The organism is Romboutsia sp., assembly GCF_035470145.1.
In the GTDB taxonomy this organism is placed as follows: domain Bacteria; phylum Bacillota; class Clostridia; order Peptostreptococcales; family Peptostreptococcaceae; genus Romboutsia_D.
This window is the reverse complement of record NZ_DATIRC010000406.1, coordinates 1-5,720: the sequence shown is the minus strand read 5'-3', so window position 1 is coordinate 5,720 and position 5,720 is coordinate 1. Positions and strand designations below refer to the sequence as shown.

At 28.8% G+C, this 5,720-nt stretch carries 7 protein-coding genes; 4 read left to right on the top strand and 3 right to left on the bottom strand.

Going from position 1 to position 5,720, the window contains the following annotated elements:
* Nucleotides 1-268: 268 nt before the first annotated feature.
* On the top strand, nt 269-1,015 hold the full coding sequence (locus tag VLM92_RS16050) for a nitroreductase family protein (protein ID WP_325277328.1): 747 nt from the start codon (nt 269-271) through the stop codon (nt 1,013-1,015).
* A 128-nt stretch (nt 1,016-1,143) separates the two neighbouring features.
* Nucleotides 1,144-1,512: a zinc ribbon domain-containing protein gene (locus VLM92_RS16045; protein ID WP_325277327.1), complete on the top strand. Its 369-nt coding sequence runs from the start codon at nt 1,144-1,146 to the stop codon at nt 1,510-1,512.
* Nucleotides 1,513-1,627: 115 nt separating this feature from the next.
* Here the strand turns inward: VLM92_RS16045 and VLM92_RS16040 are convergent, their stop codons facing one another.
* Nucleotides 1,628-1,891 (bottom strand): hypothetical protein, encoded by a 264-nt coding sequence (locus tag VLM92_RS16040; protein WP_325277326.1) that lies wholly within the window; start codon nt 1,889-1,891, stop codon nt 1,628-1,630.
* A 199-nt stretch (nt 1,892-2,090) separates the two neighbouring features.
* On the opposite strand from VLM92_RS16040, the gene VLM92_RS16035 reads away from it, so the two are divergent.
* On the top strand, nt 2,091-2,627 hold the full coding sequence (locus VLM92_RS16035; RefSeq protein ID WP_325277325.1) for a GNAT family protein: 537 nt from the start codon (nt 2,091-2,093) through the stop codon (nt 2,625-2,627).
* Nucleotides 2,628-2,784: 157 nt separating this feature from the next.
* On the opposite strand, the gene VLM92_RS16030 is transcribed toward VLM92_RS16035, so the two are convergent.
* Entirely contained in the window at nt 2,785-3,867 is a 1,083-nt protein-coding gene (locus tag VLM92_RS16030) for an ABC transporter permease (RefSeq protein WP_325277324.1), read from the bottom strand.
* Complete coding sequence (locus tag VLM92_RS16025; RefSeq protein WP_325277323.1) at nt 3,867-4,583, bottom strand: ABC transporter ATP-binding protein; 717 nt, start codon at nt 4,581-4,583, stop codon at nt 3,867-3,869. Before VLM92_RS16025 ends, VLM92_RS16030 begins: the two co-directional genes overlap by 1 nt.
* Nucleotides 4,584-4,756: 173 nt before the next feature.
* Here VLM92_RS16025 and pepI point away from each other — a divergent pair, with 173 nt between their 5' ends.
* The gene (gene pepI / locus VLM92_RS16020) at nt 4,757-5,638 is read left to right on the top strand and encodes a proline iminopeptidase (RefSeq protein ID WP_325277322.1); all 882 of its coding nucleotides are present in this window, start codon (nt 4,757-4,759) and stop codon (nt 5,636-5,638) included.
* The last annotated feature ends 82 nt before the right edge of the window (nt 5,639-5,720 follow it).

Sequence of the window (5,720 nt, the reverse complement as noted above, 5' to 3'; positions counted from 1 at the left end):
TAGAGTTTACCAAAAATATTAATTTTGGGGGGACAAGGAAATAGGTACATTATCTAAACTTGATAAAAAACTGCAGTTATATCGAAACAGTGAAATGTATCGTAAGTAAAGAATAACAGGTTAAATAATATAAATAAATATATTAATCCACGAAAGGTCCCCTTCAGGGGATTTTTTTAATTTCTAAAGCTATAATGAAAATATAGATAATTCAAAAATAATATAATACTATTTATATATACAAATAACAGAATTGGGGGTAACGGGTATGAATGATGTTATAAAAAATATAAATAATAGAGTGTCGCTTAGAAGATATAAAGACAAGGAAATAAGCAAAGAACATTTAGATATAATAATAGATAGTGCCATAAAAGCTCCAACGGCAGGAAATATGATGATGTACTCAATACTAAAGATAACAGATGAAAAATTAAAAGAAACTTTAAGTGAAACCTGTGACAATCAACCATTTATAAAAAATGCAAAAGTAATATTAATATTTTTAGCAGACATGCAAAAATGGTATGACTATTTTAAAGTATGTAATGTAGAAAATATAAAATCTCCAGGTATGAATGATTTTATGTTAGGTGTAAATGATGCACTAATAGCCTGCCAAAATGCAGTTATTGCAGCCGAAAGCTTAGGTATTGGTAGTTGTTACATAGGTGATATAATGGAAAACTATGAAAAACATAAAGCACTTTTAAACTTACCCGATTATACTTTCCCAGCAGCGATGATAACACTTGGATATTATCCAGAAAATATTAAAAGAGTTTATAGAGATAGATTCGATAAAGAATATGTTGTATTTGACAATGGATATAAGAGATTAGACGAAGATGAGCTAAAAAATATGTTTAAGCGTAAAGAAGAAAATATGCCAAAAACTAATACGCATGATGCGAATAACTTTGGTGAATTAATGTATATAAGAAAAACAAGTGCAGATTTTTCAATAGAAATGGATAGATCTATAAAAGAAGGAATAAAACACTTTACAAAATAAATAGAAATTATTTTAATAATATGAATATATAGTTCACTAATTACAGGTATAAGTTAATATTGAAACTAAAAGAAATGTAGTAGAGATATAAAATAGATGATATTATATAAAAGAATAGGAGGGATACCATGTTTTTTATAATGGGAGTTAGCCAAAAACAAAAGAAGCTAGACTATAAAGAGCTTAATATATGCAAGTGTTGCGGAAAGTATTCTAATATTGAAGTATATATGACTTACTGGTATTTCATGTTCTTTTTTATAACCCTTTTCAAATGGAACAAGCAATACTATGTTAAGACTACTTGCTGTAATAAAGTAGCTAAGATAGATGAAGAGATTGGTAAAAAGATTGAAAAAGGACAAAATGTAAATATTAATACTGATGAACTAGACTTTGGATGTGCTGAAAATAGTGTGAAAGTTTGCTCTGTGTGTGGATATACTACAGAAGAAGATTTTTCATACTGTCCGAAGTGTTCTAATGAGATAAGGTAGTTCAAAGAGTATAGCCAAAAGTAGATTATTTAGCTATACTCTTTTTATAATTATATAGATTATATGTATGATACAAAATTATATAAAGCTACTTAATATATTATTAATAATAGTTCTATTTTACATGTGTTATTTCTATTGAATTTAATGAATTTTCAGGATACTCTAAAACATCACCTTTGATTTCAATATCATAATTGCATATAGGATTTTTACAAATTAAATAAGATATAAATTTATACTTTGTTTCTATTCCTTGTGATTTTTCACTAGAATTAACCTTATCAATATCATCAATTTTAAAGTCATATAAAAATTGATGTCGGCAATTTGGGCATTTAATATTACAATTATAATTTATAGGTGTTTCTAAACTCATAAAATATACCTCCCACTTTGTAGTTTTATTATAAGTCTACATTCATTTTGTAAATATTTTCACCTATTTTTATTAAAAAATACATAAAGAGTAATCAAAATCTATATGCATAATACAATAATAGGAAGTTTATTTATTATATACAAATTTTAATTTATATTCATACTATATATAGATGTAAGTTTGAGGAGGATTGGGGATGAAAGAAATTAAATTGAAAAATGGAGAAACTGTAATTTTAAGAACTCCAACAAAAGAAGATGCAAAAGCAATGATAGAATATTTAAATATAATTGGTGGAGAGAGTGATTTTATAACTTTTGGTGCAAATGAATTTACATTAAGCATAGAAGCGGAACAACAGTATATAGAAAAAACTAATAGTATGGAAAATTGTAAAAATGTACTTACCATTATAAATGATGAAATAGTAGGGATTGCCTCTATAAGTTCCATGCAAAAAGAAAGAATGAAGCATAATGGAACTTTGGGAATAAGCTTTAGAAAAAAATACTGGGGCATAGGGCTTGGTAATGAGGTTATGAGTTGTCTTATAGAATGGGCCAAATCTAACGGTATAACAAAAAAGATAAGCCTTTTAGTTAGAGAAGATAATGAGAGAGGTATTAAACTATACGAGAAGTTTGGATTTGAAAGAGAAGGATTGTTGAAAAAAGATATATGCGTACATGGTGTTTATCACAACACTATTACTATGGGATTATATATAGATTAAAGTTTGAACACAAAAAAATGACAACCGTTAGGTGTCAGTCAAGATGACCTATTTATAGGTGATTTTTTATTTGTACTTGATAAGACTATTAAATACCTAATGGATATCAAAATACAAGGAGGCTGTCAAAAAGACAACCTCTTTAATCATTCTTTCTCTATATCTTTCTGTACTTCTTAAGTCCAAATACATTAAGTACATATAAAACTAAAACAAATGCTAAAAGTGTATATATATCATTTTGTATCATAGAAAAATCATATCCCTTAATGATGATACCATTAAGAGCATCAGCACCGTAATATAAAGGAATAACATGAGCTACACCTTGAAGCCACTTAGGCATACTTTCAACTGGAATAAGTCCTGAGAAGAATATCTGAGGAACTATAACAATCGGTATAAACTGCATCATCTGAAACTCAGAATTAGCAAAAGTAGAGAAGAATATACCTAAAGATAAAGCAACAAAAGCTATAACAACATTAGAAAGTAAAACTAAATAAACACTTCCAACTATATGCATATCTAGTACATAAATAGCAAATAGCACAACTATAATGGTCTGTATAACAGCAAACACACCATAGCCAAGTAAATACCCGATTAAAATCTCACTTCTTTTAATAGGAGTCGATAAAAGTTTGTATAAAGTTCCACTAGTTCTTTCTTTTAATAAAGATATTCCAGCCACCAAAAATACAAAGAAGAAAACAAAAAATCCGATAAGCATAGGATTTATAGTGTCAAAGTATGAAGTATCGCTATCACCATATACATAGCTATCAACTATAGAAACACCACTAGAAATATTACTTTTTAAATTTGGCACCTTAGCACTTATAACACTTGAGATATTAGACAAATTATTTTTCATAGAAACACTTTTAACGATAGCACCTATTTTTTGAGTATCTTGAGGAGAACTATTTTCATAAGTAATGTTTAGTTCATCACCATCAGTATATATAAAAGCAGATAACTCATCATCTACGATTTTATCTTTTATATTATCATCATTAGAATAATTTAAAACATTTAAATCTGCATCTTTTAATCCATCGTTAAACTCAGAAGAAGTATTGTAAACTCCAACATTTAAAACAATATCATCATCAGAGTTGAATAAAAAGTAAATCAAAGATAAAATAATAAGAGGAGCAACCATCATAAGTGCTAAAGTTCTCTTATCATGTATAGTTTGCTTGAATATTCTAATTACTAATGCTTTTATTTTCATTATCTATCACTTCCTATCTTTAAGAATACTTCTTCAATACTAGAAACATTAAATTCAGAAATTAAATCATCAGGTGTTCCAGTAGCTATGATTTTACCATCTCTAATCAAAGCAAGTTTATCACATTTTGCAGCTTCATCCATAACATGAGTAGTAACAACTATAGATTTACCTTGTAATTTTAGATCATGAAGCTCTTTCCATATATTTAGTCTAAGTGTTGGGTCAATACCAACAGTTGGTTCATCTAAAATAAGTAAAGTAGGATCTTGTATAAGAGATAAAGAAAGAGATAATCTTCTTTTCATCCCCCCAGAATAAGCACTAACTTTTTTATCAAGGTGATTTTCAAGGTTAACAAGTTTAGAGGTATATTCTATTCTTTTTTTTAGTTCATCTTTTTTTAGTTTAAATAGCTTTCCAAAGAATTCTAGATTTTCCTTTCCAGTTAAATCTTCATATAAAGCATCTGATTGAGCCATATATCCTATATCACTTAATATCTTTAGATTAGGAACTTTAGCGTTTAAAACTTCGATATTTCCACTATTAACTTTCTCCATACCCATTATGGCTTTGACCAAAGTGCTTTTTCCAGCACCAGAAGGACCGATAAGTCCAACTATAGAACCTTGTTCTATATTCAAGCTTATATCATCTAATATAAGGTTTTTAGAAAACTTTTTAGTCACATTTGACACCTTTATAACATCCATAATATTCCTCCAATTTAATCAACACCATGTTGATTACTATTTATACTTATATTATACTATTTATGAAAGCAAGCATAGAGATTAAAATACATATTGAATATGGCTGAGAAGTTTTAAACAGTCTTATTGAGTAACTAATTATTGTTTCTAATGACGAATTGGAGGGGGTAAACATGAAAATCACTGAAGGATACATGCCTTTTGAAGGTTTTAAAACCTATTATCGTATAGTAGGTGAAGCAACAGAAGGAAAGAAACCATTAGTACTACTTCACGGAGGGCCAGGTTCTACACATAACTATTTTGAGGTATTAGACAAGATAGCCGAAAGTGGTAGACAAGTAATAATGTATGACCAAATTGGCTGTGGAAATTCATTTGTACAAGGTCATCCTGAGTTATTTAATGCTGACACTTGGATAAAAGAGCTTATTGAACTAAGAAAACATCTAGGACTTGAAGAAATTCATCTATTAGGTCAGTCTTGGGGAGGTATGCAGGCTATTTGGTATGCTCTTGAGTATAAACCAAAGGGGATTAAGTCATACATTCTTTCATCTACTCTTTCTTCTGCAAAGCTTTGGGAAAAAGAGCAAAAAAGAAGAATATCATATATGAGCCAAGATGATCAAAAGGCTTTATTTGATGCAGTAAATACTGGAGATTATTCTAGTAAGGAATATAATGATGCATTAGAAAAGTTTATGGAAATGTACTGTGCAGGTAAGGTAACTGAAGATTCAGCAGAATGCTTAAGAAGACCTAAAAAAGCAGGTTCTGAAGCATATATTGTAGGATGGGGACAGAATGAATTTTCTCCTACAGGTACTCTTGCTGGATATGAGTTTACAGACAGGCTACATGAAATAAAGGAACCTTGTTTAATAACTAGTGGAGCGATATATCTATGCTCACCATATATTGCAAAAACTATGTATGACAGAATTCCTAATAGCAAATGGGAACTATTTGAATATTCAAGACATATGCCGTTTGTTGAGGAAAATGATAAATATATAGAAGCTCTAACTAAATGGTTAGATGAGAATGATTAAAATTATATAAATTCACATAAAGATAGAGATTAAGCAATATGAACTGAACCCCTTAAAGTAGACACAAGTTAAAATGACTTGT